Source organism: Geomonas propionica (assembly GCF_016458235.1).
GTDB classification, from domain to species: Bacteria; Desulfobacterota; Desulfuromonadia; order Geobacterales; family Geobacteraceae; genus Geomonas; species Geomonas propionica.
Genome location: NZ_JAEMHK010000011.1, coordinates 154613 through 171145 on the forward strand (window position 1 = coordinate 154613; position 16533 = coordinate 171145).

The window sequence follows — 16533 nt, forward strand, 5'->3', positions numbered from 1 at the left end:
AGATAAAAAGAGGAAAAAAGCAGTTACGCGAAGAACGGAATGTTTCCGCGAAGTACGCCGAGTAAGCTTGGATTGATTAACCCAAAAAGCTTTCTTCGTTTCTTTGCGGGGGGTCCCTTCGTGTTCTTTGCGTAACTGCTTTTGACTTTTGACTTTCGATTTTTGATCGCTTTTGAAGTTTTGCCTAACTCTATCAAGTGAAAAGGATACTGCTATGAAGTATGTTGTGTTGCTCGGGGACGGGATGTCGGACCAGCCGGTCGGGGCTTTGGACGGTAAAACGCCGCTGCAGGCGGCTAAGACGCCTAATATGGATTTCATGGCCCGCCGCGGTACGCTCGGCCTCGCCCACACGGTGCCGGGAGGGTACGCCCCGGGCTCGGACGTCGCCAACCTCTCCATGTTCGGGTACAACCCCGTCGACTGCTACACCGGTCGCTCGCCGCTGGAAGCGGCCAGCATGGGCGTGTCTCTCGGCCCCGACGACGTCGCCTTCCGCCTCAACCTGGTGCACCTGGAGGCACGCGGCGGCAAGCTGATCATGGAGGATTACTCCGCGGGCCACATCTCCAGCGCCGACGGACGCGAACTGGTCGAGGAACTGCAGCGCCAACTGGGCAACGAGGAGTTCTCCTTCCACCCCGGCGTCAGCTATCGCCACCTCATGGTCTGGCACGGCGGCAGGACCCAGATCAAGATGACACCGCCCCACGATATCTCCGGGCAGTCCATAACCGAACACATGCCCACCGGCGAGGGGGCCGACAAGCTCATCTACCTGATGAACTCCTCGCAGATGATCTTCCACAACCACCCGCAGTACAAGCGCCGGGCGGCCAACGGAGAGGTCCCGGCCAACTCGATCTGGCTCTGGGGACATGGCAAGGCTCCGGCCATGGACAGCTTTGACGCCCGCTTCGGCCTCACCGGCGCCGTCATCTCGGCAGTTGATCTCATCAAAGGGATCGGTGTCTACGCCGGCCTCGACATCATCAACGTCCCCGGCGCCACCGGCTACCTTGACACCAACTTTGACGGCAAGGCCCAGGCCGCCATCGACGCACTCAAGGAGCACGATTTCGTATTCGTGCACGTCGAGGCACCGGACGAGGCATCGCACTCCGGCAAGCTCGCCGACAAGATCAAGGCTATCGAGCTCTTCGACGAGAAGGTGGTGGGCCCGGTACTGCAGGGGGTGAAACAGTTCGGCGAATACCGCATCCTCTGCGCACCGGACCATCCGACACCGATCATGCTGATGACACATACCTCCGATCCGGTTCCTTTCGTGATCTATGCAGGCGAGGAAAAGGAGAAGGCGGGGGTGGCAGGGTACGACGAGGCTGCCGCGGCGGCGACCGGACTCAAGGTGGAGCCGGGATATAAGCTCATGGAGATGCTGCTTAACCGCTAGTGGTAGCTGTTTCCTTACCTCCGATCTCATCCCCTCCCCCTGGAGGGGGGAGGTCGGGAGGGGGGAGGTCGGGAGGTCGGGAGGGGGGAGGTCGGGAGGTCGGGAGGTCGGGAGGGGGGGAGTTCAGTTGAGTCCACCGAAAGCCCCCTCCCTGACCCTCCCCCTCCGGGGGAGGGGATCAAAATGAACATCATCCCACACCGCCTCACATTAAGCGTTGACAACTGCCTGGCCTCGGGTTTTAATGGCCAGTCTATTACTTCCTAATCTCATCGGTCCTGCCCCCGGGCATATCACATTAAGCTTCAGGAGGAATTTGATGAATCCATTAGCCGCGGAATTAAACGAGTCCCTAGCCCAGCACAGCCCCCACGCCCTGGAGATGCTGTCGGATCTCGGCAAGAACCTCTTCTTCCCCAAGGGAATCCTTACCCAGTCGGCTGAAGCCAAGGAAAAAGCTACCAAGTTCAACGCCACCATCGGCATCGCCACCGAGAACGGCGGCCCGATGTACCTCTCCTGCATCCAGGACAAGCTGACCGGTTTCGATCCGAAGGACATCTACCCGTATGCACCGCCGGCAGGCAAGCCGGAGCTGCGCGCCCTGTGGCGCGAGAAGATGCTGCGCGAGAACCCGAGCCAGGTCGGCAAGCATTTCAGCAGCCCCATCGTCACCAACGCACTCACCCACGGCCTCTCCATCGTCGCTGATATGTTCGTCGACAAGGGGGATCACCTGATCCTGCCGGACATGCTCTGGGGCAACTACAACCTGACCTTCGGCACCTGCAGCGGCGCCATCGTGAAGAAGTACCCGACCTTCACCGCAACCGGCGGCTTCGATGTGGACGCCTTCAAAGCGACCTTGCAGAACTCCGCAGAGGAGAAGGGGAAGGTCATTGTGCTGCTGAACTTCCCGAACAACCCGAGCGGCTACACCCCGACCGTCGCCGAAGGTGACGCACTGGTCGCCGCCATCAAGGAAGTCGCGGAAGGTGGCTGCAACGTGGTCGCCATCACCGACGACGCTTACTTCGGACTCTTCTACGAGGACAGCCTGAAGGAGTCGCTCTTCGGCAAGCTGGCCAACCTGCATCCGCGCATCCTCACCATCAAACTGGACGGCGCCACCAAGGAGGAGTTCGTCTGGGGCTTCCGCACCGGCTTCATCACCTTCGCCGACGGCAACGATTACGAGAACGCGCCGGTAATGAACGCCCTGGAGAAAAAGGCAATGGGCATCATCCGTGCCCGCATCTCCAACTGCCCGCACCCCTCCCAGACCTTCGTCATCGAGGCGCTGCGTTCCCCGGACTTCCTCAAGCAGAAGGAGGAGAAGTTCCAGATCATGAGGGGGCGCGCGCTGAAGACCAAAGAAGTGTTGGATAGCGGCAAGTACGAGAAGGCCTGGGATTACTACCCGTTCAACTCCGGCTACTTCATGTGCCTGAAGCTGAAGACTGTGGACTCCGAGAAACTGCGCGTGCACCTGCTCGAGAAGTACGGTGTCGGCGCCATCTCCACCACCAAGACCGACCTCCGCATCGCCTTCTCCTGCATCGCAGAGCAGGACATCCCGGAACTGTTCGACATCATCTACAAGGGTGTGCAGGATCTGGCGTAAGAACGGCAGAAACTGTTCAACGTTCAACGTTCGACGTTAGAACCTGAAGAATCAAAAGCCCCTGACCGCATTCGCGGCAGGGGCTTTTTTCTGTTTGATGCCTCACGCGAAGCCGCAAAGGCGCTAAGAAAGGGATAGATTCATACAAACAGGGATGAGAGGGATGAAAGGGATAAACCCAAAAAACATCTTGGTCTTAATCCCTTGTATCCCTTTTATCCCTGTTAAAACGTTTGTGGGGTTGCAAAAGAAAAGGGCTCTCCGATACAGAGAGCCCTTCGCGTACAAGAGGTTTTAACGTAGAACTTAGAACGTAGAACCTAGAACCTGTTTTATGCTTGTTTTAGTTGATCAGCTTGCCGATGGCGCCGAAGCGGGGGCGCATCTTCTCTTTGTCCCAAGACCAGTACTTGATGAAGGCGAGACCCTTGATCTTGTCGTTCGTCACGAAGCCCCAGAAACGGCTGTCGTAGGAGCGGTCGCGGTTGTCGCCCATGACGAAGTAGGAGTTGGCGGGGACGGTGACCGGGTCCTTGAAGTCCCTCGGGTTGTACTCCTTGGGCACGGTGTCCGGCTCCTTGTGCACTTCGTGCGGGTTGGCGTAGAGCTTCCCGTTCACGTAGACGCGCTTGTTCTTCACCTCGACTACGTCGCCGGGAGTGCCGATGACGCGCTTGATGAAGTCCTTGGTCGGGTCCTCGGGGTACTCGAAGACGATGACGTCGCCCTGCTTCGGATCGCGGATCTTCAGGAAACGCCCCTCGAACCCGGGGATCTTGGTGCCGTAGATGAACTTGTTGACCAGCAGGTGGTCCCCGATGGCCAGGGTGTCTTCCATGGAGCCAGAGGGAATCTTGAACGCCTGCACCACGAAGGTGCGGATGACCATGGCCAGGAGTACCGCGATGATGATTGATTCGAGGTACTCCCGGACGATGTGCTTGGCTTTGGCCGGCTTCAGTTCTTTTGCCGGCTCGGCGGATTTATCTTCGCAAACGTTTTTGTAATCTTCCATTCGCTGTTGTTTCCTTTTGGGGGGATGGGAGGGCGCGAGCCGACCTTGGATGCTAACCTTCGACTTTGAGGATGGCCAAAAACGCCTCCTGCGGCAGTTCCACGTTGCCCACGTTCTTCATGCGCTTCTTACCTTCTTTCTGCTTCTCCAGAAGTTTGCGCTTTCTGGTGATGTCGCCGCCGTAGCACTTGGCGAGAACGTCCTTCCTCATCGCCTTCACGGTCTCGCGGGCGATCACCTTGGTGCCGACCGCAGCCTGGATGGCGATCTCGAACATCTGGCGCGGGATCAGTTCCTTCATCTTGGAGACCAGCTCCCGGCCGCGATAGTAGGCCTTGTCCTTGTGGATGATGAGGGAAAGGGCGTCGACTACCTCACCGTTGATCATGATGTTGAGGCGCACCAGCTCGCTCTGGCGGTAGTCGAGCAGCTCATAATCGAGCGAGGCGTACCCCTTGGTAATCGACTTCAGGCGGTCGTAGAAATCAAGCACCACCTCGTTCAGCGGCAGTTCGTACACCACCATGACGCGGGTCGGGGTCAGGTACTTGATCTCGCGCTGCATGCCACGTTTCTCCTCGCAAAGCGCGAGGATGCCACCGACGAAATCGTTGGGGACGTGGATCGAGGCGAGGATGAACGGTTCCTCGACGTAGGCGATCTCCTGGGTCGGCGGGAGCTGGTTCGCGCTCTGGATCGTGATCAGGCTGCCGTCGGTGCCGTGCACCCGGTAGACGACGGTGGGGGCGGTGGTGATCAATTCCAGGTTGAACTCGCGCTCCAGGCGCTCCTGGATGATCTCCATGTGCAACAGGCCGAGGAAGCCGCAGCGGAAGCCGAAGCCGAGCGCCAGCGAGGTCTCGGGATCGTAGGAGAAGGAGGAATCGTTCAGCTTGAGTTTGGCCAGCGCGTCGCGCAACTGCTCGTACTGCGCGGTGTCGATCGGGTAGAGACCGGAGAACACCATGGGCTTCACTTCCTTGTAGCCCGGCAGCGCCTCATCGCACGGGTTGTGCAGAAGCGTCACCGTGTCGCCGACCTTGGCGTCGGAGACATCCCTGATGCCCGCGATGATGAAACCGACCTCGCCCGCGGTGAGCGCCGCGACCTCGCGCATTTCCGGGGAGAATACGCCGGCCTTCAGCACTTCGTGGGTCTTGCGGTTGGACATGAGCTGGATCTTGTCGCCCTTTTTCAAGGTGCCGTCCACGATGCGCACCAGGATGATGACCCCCTGGTACTGGTCGTACCACGAATCGAACAGGAGCGCCTTGAGCGGCTTGTTCGGGTCCCCCTGTGGCGGCGGGATCTTCTTGACGATCTCTTCCAGGATGTCCTTGGTGCCGATCCCTTCTTTGGCGCTGGCGAGGACTGCGTCATGGGTGTCGAGGCCGATGATCTCCTCGATCTCCGCCTTGACACGCTCCGGTTCGGCGGCGGGAAGGTCGATCTTGTTCAGCACTACGAACACTTCGAGATTGGCGTCCAGGGCCAGGTAAACGTTGGCGAGCGTCTGCGCCTCGACCCCCTGGGAGGCATCGACCACCAGGAGGCCACCCTCGCAGGCGGTCAGCGAGCGGGAGACCTCGTAGGTGAAGTCGACGTGTCCGGGAGTGTCGATCAGGTTCAGGATGTAGTCCTTGCCGTCGTCGGCGCGGTAGTTGAGCCTGACCGTCTGGGCCTTGATGGTGATGCCGCGTTCGCGTTCCAGGTCCATCTTGTCCAGGAACTGGTCCTGCTTCTCGCGGGCGGAAACGGTCCCCGTGAATTCGAGCAGGCGGTCGGCGAGGGTGGATTTGCCGTGGTCGATGTGGGCGATGATGGAAAAGTTGCGGATATGCTCGAGTACCATATTGTCCTTTATCGGGCGGAGATTAACTCGCGAAGGATATAGAAACAAGCGGTAATTGTAAAGGAATTTCTAGGTGTAAACGGGGGTTAGCGGTAGGGGCGGGGCAGGGTTCCCGGGGAGCGGGAAGGGGCGGGAGAGGGGGGGCTTTTCCCTCTCCCGCGTCGGCATCAGGCCAGCCGGAACTGGCCGACCAGGCGCTGCAGGTCCTGCGAAAGCGAGGCGAGGTTGCTCGCCGCATTGGCGCAGGTGTGTGCGCCGCGCGAGGTGTCCTGCACCACTTCGGTGATCTGCATGATGTTGTTGGTGATCTCGCCCGTGGTCGCGGTCTGTTCCTCGGCCGCGGTGGCGATCTGGTTCACCTGCTCGGTCACCTCGCTGATTTGCCTCAGGATCTCCTGCAGCGACTCGCCCGATTTGGCGGCCTCCCTGGTGCCGTGCTCGACCTGGCGCACCCCTTCTTCCATGGCTCCCACGGCTTCGCGGGTCTCGTTCTGGATCGATTTGATCATCTCGCCGATCTCGCGGGTGGCGCGGGTGGTGCGTTCCGCCAGTGCCCGGACCTCGTCGGCGACTACGGCGAAACCGCGTCCCTGCTCGCCGGCGCGCGCCGCCTCGATGGCGGCGTTCAGGGCCAAGAGGTTGGTCTGGTCGGCGATGTCCTCGATGGTGCCGATGATGGCTCCGATCTGGTCGCTGCGCTCGCCAAGCCCCGCCACCGTCGCCGCCGAAGTCTGCACCTGGGCCGCGATCCGGTTCATGACCTGCACGGTCTGCTCGACCACGGCCGTGCCGGCCTGGGCGCGTCCGGTCGCCTGCTCGCCCCCGGCGGCGGCCCTGTGGCAGCTCTGCGCGATGTCGGCGGAGGTGGCAGCCATCTCCTCGCTGGCGGTGGCCACGGTCCCGGTCTGGGACGCGACCTCCTCGGCGCCGGTGGCAATCTGTTCAGAGGTGCTGTGCAGGTCGTTGGCGGCCGAGGCGACCTGGAGGCTGTTGGCCACCACCTGGTTCATGGTGTCGTTCAGCTTCTGCGCCATCTCGTTCACTTCCGCCGCCAGCAGCCCCATTTCGTCGCGGGTGGCGATGCTCGAGCGGGCGGTGAGGTCGCCACTCGCCACCTCGGCCAGGGTGTCGAAAACCATCTTGAGCGGCCTGCTGATGGAGTTCGCGATGAGCAGGCCGATGACGGCCAGGAGCACGGCGGACAGCGCAGTGAGACCGATCATGAAGATCTGCGCGGAGTTGTACGCGGCGAGGTCCTGCTGGTAGAGGTCCTTGGCACTCTTCTCGTTTTCGGCGACGAGGTCGCTGATCGCGTCCGCAGGCTTCTTGTAAAGGGGCGCCACCGAACTGGTTGCGAAGTTGACCGTGTCCTTGCGGGCCTCAGGGTTGCCCGCACTTTGCTGGGTCAGTTGCTGCAGCTTGGCTCCCTGCACCAGGTACTCTTCGTACCCCTGCTTGAACATCGCGATCAGGCCCTTCTCCTTGGCGTCGAGGTCATACTTCAGGAACTTCGCCTGGGTCTCCTCTATGCGCTGCTTCCTTTTTTGCAGGTCATCGACCCGCTCCTTGATCTTGATCGGGTCTTCCAGCAGCATCATGTAGACCAGGTCCAGCCTGATGGCCAGCAGATCGTTCTTCATGTCGTTGAGCATCCCTACGTGGATGACGGAGGTGTTCATCTCGGCCTGATCCCCGGACATGACCCGCATCTTGTGCAGGCTGGCACCGGCGATGACTATGAGTGTGATTACGGCTATCGCCACGAGACATAGACTCTTCGTTTTAACTTTCAGGTTCATCCAGAAATTCATAACAGCCCCCTTTATGTCTACCCGAGGTCGGGTTTCCCAGATGGATATAGGGGCGTTATCGGTATTATGACTGTAAACTTGAGGGCCAATTGCTAAACTTGTAGAGCAGGGTGGATCCGGTTCGCCTCGGATGTTGTAAGCCGATGCGCGCATGCTAAAGTTTCCAGTCGTCACCGAAGGCCCCGGCCATCCATCCTCTACAGCAAAAGGAGCGTGTTATGCCGCTGCATACCGACGTGATTCCTTCCTACACCCCTCCCGACTTCCGCCGCCCCAAGCTCGCGGCCGCGCCCGCGGCAAAGTTCGCGCCCGCTCCCGCCGACGGCGTACTGCCTGAGAATTTCCATGCCACCTCCAATCACCCCGAGTACGTGCACCTGGGGGGAGGGGAGTGGCTCCTCGCGCCGCAGAGCAGAATGGACTGCGTCATGGTGTTGCGCGGCAAGGAGTTGGACGTGGTCGAGCCGCGCCGGGTGTGCCGGGGCGACATGGTGGCCATCGGGCGCACCGAGAACGGCGAGGAGGGGATCTATCTCCATATCGGAGGGTTTTTGAACCTCGCCGAGCCGTTCGCTGACAAGTTCTCCTTCAGAAGCCGCGGCACCAGGGAGACCCCCTTTTCCCGCTCCTACGACGAGCTGTACCAGGTGCTGCGGCACGACCGCGACCACGGTTACATCGTCTGGGTGCTGGGGCCGGCGGTCGCCTTCGACATGGACTGCAGAAACGCCATGCAGGGGCTGATCGAGGCGGGGTACTGCCACGCGCTTCTGGCCGGCAACGCCCTGGCCACCCACGACCTGGAGGCGGCCCACTTCCGCACCGGCCTGGGGCAGAACATCTACACCCAGGCCATCATGCCCATGGGGCACTACAACCACCTGGACATCATCAACGAGGCGCGCCAGGCGGGGGGGATCCCGCACACCATCGAGAAACTCGGGCTCGATGACGGCATCATGTATGCCTGCAGCAGGAAGAAGATTCCCATTGTCTTGGCCGGCTCGATCCGCGACGATGGGCCGCTGCCCGAGGTGATCCCGGACGCCTACCAGGCCCAGGATGCCATGCGGGTCCATGCCCGGAAGGCGACCACGGTCCTGGCAATAGCCACCCAACTGCACTCCATCGCCTTCGGCAACATGGTGCCCAGTTATCGGGTCGAGCCTGATGGCGGGGTACGGCCGGTGTACTTCTATGTAGTGGACATGGCCGAGTTCTCGGTGGACAAACTCGCCAACCGCGGCTCCGCCCAGGCGGTGGGGCTTTTGACCAACGCCCAGGACTTCGTGGTCAACCTCTGGAACCATCTCAAGAATCTTGGTTAGACAGGAAAGGTACGGTCATGGAAAACGGCATCAGGATGATAGGAGTACCGCTCGATCTCGGGCAGGAACAGCGCGGCGTGGATCTGGGGCCGGGGGCGCTGCGCTACGCGGGGCTTTCGGCGCGGTTGTCGGGTCTCGGATACATCGTGGAAGATATCGGCAACCTCGCGGTGCCGGTGCGGGACGTGCTGGGTGCCGAGCGGGAGGCGCGCTACCTTCCCTCCATCCGGCAGGTCTGCGAAACGGTATACCAGGCCGGGCGCAGCGCCGTCACCCAGGGCTTCATGCCCATCTTCATGGGGGGGGACCATTCTATGGCGATCGGTTCCATCGGCGGGGTGACCGACGAGCAGCCCGCTGCGGTGATCTGGGTGGACGCGCATGGCGATTTCAATACCCCGCACAGCAGCCCCAGCGGTAACATCCACGGCATGGCGCTGGCGGCGCTTTTGGGGGAGGGGTTTCCGGAACTGGTCAACGTGGGGCGTCCCGGGGCGAAGCTGCATGTCTCCGACATCATCCTGATCGGGCTGCGCGAGCTCGACCCGGAGGAGAAGCAGCGCCTGCGCGCCTCCGGCATCAAGGGGTACACCATGCGCGATATCGACGAGCGGGGCATGGCGGCCATCGCGCACGAGGCGCTGGGGCGGCTCGCCCACCGCACCCGGCTGCACGTGAGTCTCGATCTGGACGGGCTGGACCCGCTCGAGGTGCCGGGGGTGGGGACCACCGCGCCCGGGGGCATCACTTACCGTGAGGCGCAGCTGCTCATGGAGATCATTGCCGACTCCGGCCTTTTGCGGTCGATGGACATCGTCGAGATCAACCCGATCCTCGACAACAGCAACCGCACCGCCAAGATTGCGGTCGAGCTGACCGCGTCCGCCTTCGGGGCCTCGATTCTCTAGGGGGACCGGCCGTCGCGCGGTGACAAAAAAAGCCTGCCCGGGATACCGGACAGGCTTTTTCATTTCAAGTAGGGGGATGGCTAGCTGCCGACCTTGGCGTGCTTCACCACCTTGAGCTTCTCGGCGATGAACATGTAGCCTTGGCTGTACTTGGCGAACTTGCCGGTCGCGTCGATCTCGTCGCCAACCTTGGGGGGGGCGGCAGGGTACTTCACCGGTATGTAGATCTTTTCGCACCCGTTTTTGCACTGGGATTCTTTGGTGTCCATGAGGCCGATTACGCCTTTGTCATAGGGAGATATGCCCGCCATGACGCCGGTCAGGGTGATGGTCCCGGTGAAGAACTGAGGGTTAGTGCCAACCTCGGCCACGGTGACCGTTTTTACCTGTCCGACTTTTCCCACCGTGACGGCAAGCGCCACGCCGAGCACGATGGCTACCGCGATGATAATCGTCTTTTGCACGCTGATTCTCCTGAAATGTATTGTGGGCCGCGAGGGAAGGTTACCTCCATCCCCGCAGCCGGATCCGTATGAAACGACGGAGGAGTTACGCCGCCTCGGGCGGATAGTCTATGCTGCGCACGAAGGCGCTCAAGGGGTATCCCTTGGGAGGATGCTGGGGCAACGTTTCCTTGGCGAGGATCGCGCGCTCCACCGTCACCGGGGCGTGGAGGATCATGGTGATGCAGGCGAAACAAGGACAATCCGGGGAGGAACTGTGGCCCGCGCCGGTGGCCGGGTGCTCGCCGCCGGTATCGCAGCAGATGACATGAACGGGATCCTGCGCCAAGGTGGCGGCCGTCGCGGCCACACCGCTCAGGGTCAACAGGGAGACAACCAGTAACAGTGCTCCGAATATGCGCAGAAATTGCCTTTTCACGCCGATCACTTTATGAAGTTTCCCTCTTCATTGTCAAGTTGAAAAAAACTCGGTTCAGTCGGAGAAAAGACCACTTGCTCGCGGGGGGCTGGGGGGCACAAACAAGGCCCGTGCTCCTTCGGGGAGTCACGGGCCTTTGACAGAAATTCGGAAGGCTATGAGAGAAGATGCCGCGGGCTTAGTACCCAGGCACCACGACGTCGAGGTGACCGTCGTTGGGGCAGAAGATGAGCCCGTGCACCGGCACGTCCTTGGGGATCAGCGGGCTGTTGCGGATGATGCTGGTGACCCGCTCCACGTTCTCCTCCGGGCAGCTGAAGGCGCCCACCCACTGGCCCAGATCCGGGTCCAGATCGTCGATGGCGGCCGGATCGACGCCGCGCTCCACCATCTTCGCCTTGAGCTGCTCCACGTCCACCGATCCCATGCCGCAATCCTTGTGGCCGATCACGAAGATCTCCTCCACGCCCAGCAGGAATACGGCCGCCACCAGGCTGCGGATGACGCCGCCGTTGGGGTCGACCAGGGTATTGCCGGCGTTCTTGATCACCTTGGCGTCGCCGCGCTTGATGCCCATGGCGGGTTCGAGGAAATCGACCAGCCTGGTGTCCATGCAGGTGAAGATGGCAAGCTGCTTCTTGGGGTCTTTGGGCAGGGGAGGGAACGCTCCGGGGCGGACGAATTTCTTGTTGTGGGTCAGGACTTTATCGAGAAGAGTCATTGTTCTCCGTTTCCTTCGGGTTGATGTGCAAAACGGTTTTTTAAGCCGAAACTCCGCTCAAGTCAAGCAAAAGGGGCCCCCGCCCGGTATACGGGCGGGGGGCCCTTTTCGTTTTACGCGTTCTGAACGTCTACGACGGCGATGGCTGCCATGTTGACCACGTCATTCACGTCGTCGCCCCGCTGCAGCACGTGCACCGGCTTGTTCATCCCCATGAGGATGGGGCCGATGGCCTCGGCGCCCCCGAGGCGGCGCAGGAGCTTGTAGCAGATGTTGCCCGAGTTCAGGTCCGGGAAGATGAGCACGTTGGCCGGGGTCTTAAGCTTCGAGAAGGTGAAGCCGTCCAGAAGCTCCGGGACCACCGCGGTGTCCGCCTGCATCTCGCCCTCGACGATCAGGCTGGGCGCGCGCTCCTTGACCAGTTCCACGGCGCGCTTCACCTTCCTGGTCTGCGGGTGGTCCACCGAGCCGAAGTTGGAGAAGGAGAGCATGGCGATTCTCGGCTCCACCCCCAGCATGGCGACCTTCTCGGCGGCGAGGATGGCGGTCTCGGCCAACTCCTCCGCAGTCGGGTCGATGGTCACGGTGGTGTCGGCCAGGAAGTAGACGTCCTTCTTGAACACCATCATGTAGAGGCCGTGCACGCTGGAGAGTCCCGCCTGCTTGCCGAGCACCTGGAGCGCCGGGCGGATGGTCTCGGGATAGTGGGTGTCGATGCCGCCCAAGAGGGTGTCAGCGTGCCCCTGGGCCACCATCATGGTGGAGAACTGCACGCGGGACTTGCGGCGCATGATGCGCTGGCACTCGGAGAGGGTGAGCCCCTTTCTCTGGCGCCGGTGGTAGAGTTCCTGCGCGTAATCGTCGGTGTGCTCGCTCTCGGTCGGATCGACGATGGGGACCTCGAGGTCGAGGTTCAGGTCATCCATCTTCTGCTGGATCTTCTTGCGGTCACCCACGAGGATCGGCTGGGCGATCCCTTCTTCTACGAGGATCTGGGCCGCGCGCAGGATCTTCTCGTTGTCACCTTCGGGGAAGACGATCTTTTTGGGGTCGCTCTTCGCCTTGTTGATGATGCTGCGCATGATCTCTTTGGAGCGACCCTGGGTCGATTCCAGCTGCTCGATGTACTTAGACATGTCCTCGATGGGCATGCGTGCGACGCCGCTGTTCATGGCGGCCTGGGCGATGGCGGGTGCCACGTGCAAAAGGACGCGCGGGTCGAACGGCTTGGGGATGATGTAGTTGGGGCCGAAGGAGAACTTCTCGTTGCCGTAGGCCTTGGAGACCGAGTCGGGCACCTCCTCCTGGGCAAGTCGCGCCAGGGCGTGTACCGCGGCGAGCTTCATCTCCTCGTTGATGGCGGTGGCGCGTACGTCGAGTGCCCCGCGGAAGATGAAGGGGAAGCCGAGTACGTTGTTCACCTGGTTGGGATAGTCGCTCCTGCCGGTGGCGATGATCACGTCTCCGCGCACCCCGTGCGCCTCCTCCGGGGTGATCTCCGGGTCGGGGTTGGCCATGGCGAAGATGATCGGGTTGGGCGCCATGCTCCGGATCATTTCCGCTGTGAAGGCTCCCTTGGCGGAAAGGCCGAAGAGGACGTCGGCGCCTTTGGCCGCCTCCTCAAGCGTCCGGAAATGGGTGTCGGCGGCGAAGAGTTCCTTGTACTTATTCATCCCCTCCACTCTGCCCTTGTAGATGACCCCCTTGGTGTCGCACATGATCATGTTGTTGGGCTTCACGCCCAGCGCGATGGCGAGCTTGGCGCAGGAGTTGGCCGAGGCGCCGGCGCCGTTGACGACGATCCTGATGTCCTCGATCTTCTTGCCCACGAGCTGCAGCGCGTTCAAAAGGGCGGCCGACGAGATGATGGCGGTACCGTGCTGGTCATCGTGGAAGACCGGGATCTTCATGGTCTTTTTGAGCTCTTCCTCGATGTAGAAGCACTCGGGCGCCTTGATGTCCTCCAGGTTGATGCCGCCGAAGGTCGGCTCCAGGAGCTGGCAGGCCTTGATGATTTCGTCCGGGTTCTCGGTATCGAGCTCGATGTCGAAGACGTCGATGTCGGCGAAACGCTTGAAGAGGACCCCTTTACCCTCCATGACCGGCTTGCCGGCGAGCGCGCCCAGGTTGCCAAGCCCAAGGACCGCGGTGCCGTTGGAAACGACGGCGACCAGGTTCCCCTTGGCGGTGTACTTGTAGGCGTCATCGGGGTTTTCCTGGATGGCGAGGCAGGGTTCGGCGACACCCGGGGAGTAGGCAAGCGACAGGTCTGCCGCGGTCTGGCACGGTTTGGTGGCGATGACTTCGATCTTTCCTTTTCTACCGCCGGAGTGGTAGTCGAGTGCCCCTAATTTCTTGCTCATTTCATTCTCCTTTGACCCATAGGATGAGCGGCTGCCCGCCATTGAATCCATCTGCTCTTGGTTTTACTTCGTCACGACCACGAGGACCCTGACCTCCTTGCCGTCATGGCTCAGGAGGCGGTGCCCGATGCTCGACTCGAAATAGAGGGAATCCCCTTCGTGCAGGGTGATTTTCTTGTCGTCCAACAGGAAATCGGCGTTTCCCTTCATGACGTAGATGAACTCCTCGCCGTCATGGCTGTAGGTGTTGGCCTCGGGCGCTTTCTCGGTGAGGGTGACCATGAAGGCGTCCATCTTCTTGTTCTGCTTGTAAAAGGAAAGGGATTCGTAGAAGTAGCCCTGTTTGGTCCCCTCCTTGGAGATAACCCGGGGCACGATACGCCGTTCGTGCGCGCGCACGACCTCGTACTTGCGGTCGTCCTCGTCTTCGCTGAAAAGCTGGGCAAGCTTGATGTCGAAGAACTTGGCGATCTTGGAGAGGGTGGCTATCGGAGGGGAAACGTTGTCGTTTTCGATCTGCGAGATCAGGGCCGGGGAGAAACCGGTCTCGTTGGCCACTGCCTGCAGGGTCAGTTTTCGGGCCTGTCGCAATTTCTTCAGTCTCGACCCGATGTTGTACTCTGACATGCGGCTGCTCCTGTGGTGAATAATCCACCGTTTTACTTCGGCTAAAATTATTCAGTTTTGGTAAAAAGTCAATTTAAATAGTAAAAAACTAGAAAAAATTAATCCACCGGTAAGGTGGCGGGGCGACTGAGAGTAACACGTTGGGTGGCCTTCAGGCAAGGGTGCGCGGAGGTGTGGGCCGATCCTTTTACTGTGTTTTAAAATCGCGTTTACTGATATCGAACCGCCAGCCCTTCGCGATGCCTTTTTCGATGCCGCCAAGGTGTCCGTGCGCCCGTAGCTGCCGCCTGCCGCGGATAGGTGAGTGATGACGAAAGGAGAGCAGAGATCCCCTCTCCCTCCGGGATAGGGTTAGGGTGAGGGTGTTTGCCAGGGGCAACAGAATGAATAGGGCGCGGCAGGGCCCTCACCAGCCCTGCGGGCACCATCTCCGACCGGGAGAGGGGATGTGCAGGGCGTCGCTCTCCCGGTGCAGCAGCCAGGTGGCGACGGGTGGGCACCCTCAGGAGATGATTTTATTCAACTCTGCGAGGAGGAGGGGGAGGTCGACCTTGTGCACGGTCGCGCCGTGTTCCAGTTGCTCGAAGTCGGCGATCTGGCAGTCGAAACAGTCGAGTCCGTGCCGTTCGAAGACGGGGAGGGTCTGGGGGTAACGCCTGAGGATTTCGTTTATGGTCATGTCCTTGCTGATCATACGGCCTCCTGTGACTGTCTTTTCGGAAATAAAAAAGGCGCTGCTGTCCGCAAGCGCCTTTCGTGCTATCAAAGGTGGTCTGTCTGGCAACCGTTCATGTCAGCGTCCCGGCCTGAACTTGGCGTCGAGGGCGCTCTTCACCAGCGGCGGCACCAGCTTGTCTACCGGACCGTTCAGGTGGCTCACCTCTTTGACGATGGAGGAGGAGAGGTAGCTGTAGGGAACCGAGGTCATCATGAACAGCGTCTCCACCTCGCGGGTGATGTTGCGGTTCATCTGCGCCAACTGGAACTCGAACTCGAAGTCGGACACTGCCCGTAAGCCGCGGATGACCACGGTGGCGCCGGCGCGGCGCACATAGTCGACCAGGAGCCCCTCGAAGGTCTCGACCTTGGCCTGCGGGCGGTCCTTGAGGATCTCCGAGAGCATGTCGATGCGCTCCTGAACGGTGAACAGGGCGTTCTTCTCCGAGTTTCTGGCCACTGCCACGATCACGCCGTCAAAAATCTTCAGGGCGCGGTCGATGATGTCCAGATGGCCGTAGGTTACGGGGTCGAAAGAGCCTGGATAGACAGCCACTCTCAGGGGCACGGTTCACCTCTGTCTGAAAGGGTCAGGAAGGAGAGGGCGGTGTCGCCGTAGACGCGGCGCTCGCTTTCAACCAGCCTGCCGAAACGCGTTGGTACATCCTCTTTGGCGGAGAACTCGGCGACCACGGTAGTGCCGCCGTCAATGAGCGGTGAGGTCGAGAGAAGCTCCAGTAGCCGTTGCGTGTGCCCCTCGGCATAGGGAGGGTCGAGGAACACCAGGTGGAACGGGGACTCGCCGCGGGAGAGCCACCGGACTGCGGCGGCGGCTTCCTGCACCACGACCCTGGCGTGCTCGGCAAGCCTGGTTGCCTCCAGGTTCTTGCGGATCAGTTCGGCGGAGTCCCGGTGTGAATCGATGAAGAGGGCGCTTTCCGCGCCGCGGCTCAGCGCCTCGATGCCGAGGTTTCCTGTCCCGGCGAAGATATCCAGCACCCGCATCCCGGAGAATTCCCCCAGGCGGCTCACCAGGATGCTGAAAAGCGCTTCCTTGACGCGGTCCGCGGTCGGGCGTACCCGCTGGTTTTTCGGGGCCAAAAGCTGCCGGCCACGGGCGCTTCCCGCGATCACCCGCATGAAGAGCACCTCCGGTGTCGATACGTCATCAAAAGAACAACTCCCCGGCCTGCGCGAGACTCTTGCCCGCGGCAGCGTATCAGCGGCGGGCCAATGTATGACAGTGCGTAGCCAGCTGCTCTATTAGCACG

Annotated in this window: 15 protein-coding genes; 4 read left to right on the top strand and 11 right to left on the bottom strand. The window is 61.0% G+C overall.

The annotated features are described in order from the left end of the window. The first annotated feature begins 214 nt into the window (after window positions 1-214). Together JFN90_RS15115 and JFN90_RS15120 are read left to right on the top strand one after the other, a co-directional pair. Complete coding sequence (locus tag JFN90_RS15115) at window positions 215-1414, top strand: cofactor-independent phosphoglycerate mutase (protein ID WP_199395954.1); 1200 nt, start codon at window positions 215-217, stop codon at window positions 1412-1414. Between the two features lie 319 nt (window positions 1415-1733). Further along, a complete protein-coding gene (locus JFN90_RS15120) occupies window positions 1734-3038 on the top strand; it encodes an aminotransferase class I/II-fold pyridoxal phosphate-dependent enzyme (protein ID WP_199395955.1) in 1305 nt (434 codons plus the stop codon). Window positions 3039-3381: 343 nt separating this feature from the next. Here JFN90_RS15120 and lepB read toward each other — a convergent pair whose 3' ends face one another. From lepB to JFN90_RS15135, 3 genes are all read right to left on the bottom strand, one after another. Then, window positions 3382-4053 carry a signal peptidase I gene (gene lepB / locus JFN90_RS15125; protein ID WP_199395956.1) on the bottom strand — a complete coding sequence of 224 codons (672 nt, stop codon included), beginning with the start codon at window positions 4051-4053 and terminating at the stop codon, window positions 3382-3384. Window positions 4054-4105: 52 nt separating this feature from the next. Further along, window positions 4106-5905 carry a translation elongation factor 4 gene (gene lepA / locus JFN90_RS15130; protein WP_199395957.1) on the bottom strand — a complete coding sequence of 600 codons (1800 nt, stop codon included), beginning with the start codon at window positions 5903-5905 and terminating at the stop codon, window positions 4106-4108. Between the two features lie 167 nt (window positions 5906-6072). Then, window positions 6073-7716, bottom strand: a complete 1644-nt coding sequence (locus JFN90_RS15135; protein WP_199395958.1) for a methyl-accepting chemotaxis protein — start codon at window positions 7714-7716, stop codon at window positions 6073-6075. A 218-nt stretch (window positions 7717-7934) separates the two neighbouring features. Here JFN90_RS15135 and JFN90_RS15140 point away from each other — a divergent pair, with 218 nt between their 5' ends. Further along, window positions 7935-9044 (top strand): putative NPN-dependent ornithine cyclodeaminase, encoded by a 1110-nt coding sequence (locus JFN90_RS15140; protein ID WP_199395959.1) that lies wholly within the window; start codon window positions 7935-7937, stop codon window positions 9042-9044. A gap of 17 nt (window positions 9045-9061) precedes the next feature. Beyond that, the gene (gene rocF / locus JFN90_RS15145; RefSeq protein WP_199395960.1) at window positions 9062-9952 is read left to right on the top strand and encodes an arginase; all 891 of its coding nucleotides are present in this window, start codon (window positions 9062-9064) and stop codon (window positions 9950-9952) included. An 80-nt stretch (window positions 9953-10032) separates the two neighbouring features. Here rocF and JFN90_RS15150 read toward each other — a convergent pair whose 3' ends face one another. The 8 genes from JFN90_RS15150 to rsmD form a co-directional block, all read right to left on the bottom strand. Beyond that, window positions 10033-10416 (bottom strand): hypothetical protein, encoded by a 384-nt coding sequence (locus tag JFN90_RS15150; protein WP_199395961.1) that lies wholly within the window; start codon window positions 10414-10416, stop codon window positions 10033-10035. An 85-nt stretch (window positions 10417-10501) separates the two neighbouring features. After that, window positions 10502-10834, bottom strand: coding sequence for a hypothetical protein (locus tag JFN90_RS15155; RefSeq protein ID WP_199395962.1), 333 nt, complete (start codon window positions 10832-10834; stop codon window positions 10502-10504). Window positions 10835-11012: 178 nt separating this feature from the next. Continuing rightward, window positions 11013-11555 (bottom strand): beta-class carbonic anhydrase, encoded by a 543-nt coding sequence (locus JFN90_RS15160; RefSeq protein WP_199395963.1) that lies wholly within the window; start codon window positions 11553-11555, stop codon window positions 11013-11015. A gap of 113 nt (window positions 11556-11668) precedes the next feature. Further along, complete coding sequence (locus tag JFN90_RS15165) at window positions 11669-13918, bottom strand: NADP-dependent malic enzyme (RefSeq protein WP_199395964.1); 2250 nt, start codon at window positions 13916-13918, stop codon at window positions 11669-11671. 63 nt (window positions 13919-13981) lie between these two features. Then, window positions 13982-14545: a helix-turn-helix domain-containing protein gene (locus JFN90_RS15170; protein WP_199395965.1), complete on the bottom strand. Its 564-nt coding sequence runs from the start codon at window positions 14543-14545 to the stop codon at window positions 13982-13984. A gap of 502 nt (window positions 14546-15047) precedes the next feature. After that, complete coding sequence (locus JFN90_RS15175; RefSeq protein ID WP_199395966.1) at window positions 15048-15239, bottom strand: DUF1858 domain-containing protein; 192 nt, start codon at window positions 15237-15239, stop codon at window positions 15048-15050. Between the two features lie 99 nt (window positions 15240-15338). Then, window positions 15339-15830 carry a pantetheine-phosphate adenylyltransferase gene (coaD, locus tag JFN90_RS15180; protein WP_199395967.1) on the bottom strand — a complete coding sequence of 164 codons (492 nt, stop codon included), beginning with the start codon at window positions 15828-15830 and terminating at the stop codon, window positions 15339-15341. Beyond that, the gene (rsmD, locus tag JFN90_RS15185; protein ID WP_199395968.1) at window positions 15821-16402 is read right to left on the bottom strand and encodes a 16S rRNA (guanine(966)-N(2))-methyltransferase RsmD; all 582 of its coding nucleotides are present in this window, start codon (window positions 16400-16402) and stop codon (window positions 15821-15823) included. The genes coaD and rsmD overlap by 10 nt, the downstream gene beginning before the upstream one ends. Between the last annotated feature and the right edge of the window lie 131 nt (window positions 16403-16533).